The 1,778-nt window shown below is 69.0% G+C and carries 2 protein-coding genes and 1 pseudogene; 1 reads left to right on the plus strand and 2 read right to left on the minus strand.

Going from position 1 to position 1,778, the window contains the following annotated elements; translation table 11 throughout:
• Window positions 1–231: pseudogene (locus ACXJKR_RS31450) on the plus strand (Yip1 family protein); the annotation flags it as partial.
• Between the two features lie 13 nt (window positions 232–244).
• On the opposite strand, the gene ACXJKR_RS31455 reads toward ACXJKR_RS31450, so the two are convergent.
• Together ACXJKR_RS31455 and ACXJKR_RS31460 are read right to left on the minus strand one after the other, a co-directional pair.
• Window positions 245–718 carry a VOC family protein gene (locus tag ACXJKR_RS31455; RefSeq protein WP_056196628.1) on the minus strand — a complete coding sequence of 158 codons (474 nt, stop codon included), beginning with the start codon at window positions 716–718 and terminating at the stop codon, window positions 245–247.
• Window positions 719–731: 13 nt separating this feature from the next.
• Window positions 732–1,778: hypothetical protein (locus ACXJKR_RS31460; protein WP_457326197.1), on the minus strand; the 1,047-nt coding region annotated here is incomplete at its 5' end.

The following is a 1,778-nucleotide window of genomic DNA, read 5'->3' on the forward strand; positions in this document are numbered from 1 at the left end:
ACGCTCGACAAGGAGGCCGATGGCCGCATCGAGCGCGTGTTCAAGCAGGGCGACCGCACGGTGCGCGAGGACTATCGCAAGGATGGCTCGCACGCCGAGATGTCGGTGCTGCTGCCCAACGGCGTCATCGTCGAGGCCAAGGGCGAGCAGGTCGGCATCGACCAGCTGCGCGGCGTCATCAGCGGCGTCGACCTCAACAAGCTCGCCACCACAGCGCGCCAGCCCGGCTGAGCGCAGTCGCCTTTCAACCCAGTGCTGCAATCACCTCGGGCGGTGCCTGCACCAGCTCGATCAGCACGCCCTCTCCGCCGATGGGGAACTCATCGTTGCTCTTCGGGTGGATGAAGCAGATGTCGTAACCGGCCGCGCCCTTGCGGATGCCACCGGGCGCAAAGCGAACGCCCTGCGCCGTCATGGCAGCCACGGCCGCTGGCAGGTCGTCCACCCACAGGCCGATGTGGTTCAACGGCGTGGCATGCACGGCCGGTTTCTTCTCCGGGTCCAGCGGCTGCATCAGGTCCACCTCGACGGCATGCACGCCCTGCCCCAGCGTGCAGATGTCCTCATCGACGTTCTCGCGCTCGCTCTTGAAATTGCCGGTCACCGGCACGCCCAGCAGGTCCACCCACAGGCGGCGCAGCTTGTCCTTGTCCAGGCCGCCGATGGCGATCTGCTGCAGGCCGAGGACTTGGAAGGGACGGGGCGTGGCTTGGGTCATGGCGTGACTCGCGTCAGGTTGTGGGGGGCTGAAGGCGCTGCTGCAGCCTGTCCAGAAGGGCCAAGGCGATGGGCAATCCTTGCCAGCCGGCATCGCCGGGCATACAGCGCTGCAGCGCCTCATCGGAGTGGGTCAGCGGTGCCGCCATGAAAGCGTAGCGGCGGCTCAGCGTCTCGTCGCCCACCAGTTCCAGGAAGCGCAGGTGCAGGTAGAGGGCGAACAGCGGTTTGGTGTGGTGGCTGCCGATGCTGGTGCCACCGACATGCCAGACCGGCGCCTCGCTGGCCATGGGCACGAAGCGCGGCGTCCAGCCCTCTGCCTGGGCCACGATCAGCAGCACGTGCAGGGTGTCGAAGAAGCCCTGGTAGGGCTTCAGGTAGCTGCGCGGCCCGAGATGCAGTTGTGCAAAAGGCTCGGCCACCGAGGCCGGAGCGCGACGGTACAAGCGCGCGTCGACCTGCCAGCGCTCCATCAGCTCGCGCAGCACCGGGGCGTTGAGGAAGAGCAGATGCGTCAGCGGGTAGGCCAGGCCGGTCCCCTCGCTGCGGGCCTCGAAGCAGCTGACCATGCTGTCCCGCCCCGTGGGCAGCAAGCGCGGCAACAGGCCGCCGTCAAAGACGTAGGCGTCATGGTCGAGGATGCCAAAGCTGGCGCCCTCGGTGCGCAGCAGCAGGCTGACGACCGCGCCATGCGGTGCGCTGGACGCCGGCAGCGTCGGCAGCACATGCAGGGGCAGCGTCGGGAAGCGCCGCGCCAGCCATTGCCGTTCCCAGCGCCGGGCGCCGTTCGCCAGCAGCACCAGCTGTGCGCTGTCCACGAGCAGGCTCAGGCAGGGCTGCAGGAAATGCAGCGTCTGCGGCATCACGATGACGTAAAACCGCGGCCGGCCGTCTTGCGGCAGCCGCTGCTGGAACTCGGCGCAGCGCCGCGCGCCGGCAGTGCCGCTCAGCAGCGCCGCATTGCAGGGCTGGGCAAGTGCGCGCCAGGCGCGCAGCAGCACGGCCGCCGGCAACTGCCACAGCAGCGCCTGGGCCTTGCCGAAGCCGCGCTGGCGCAGCGG

This window comes from Roseateles sp. P5_E11, assembly GCF_054049355.1.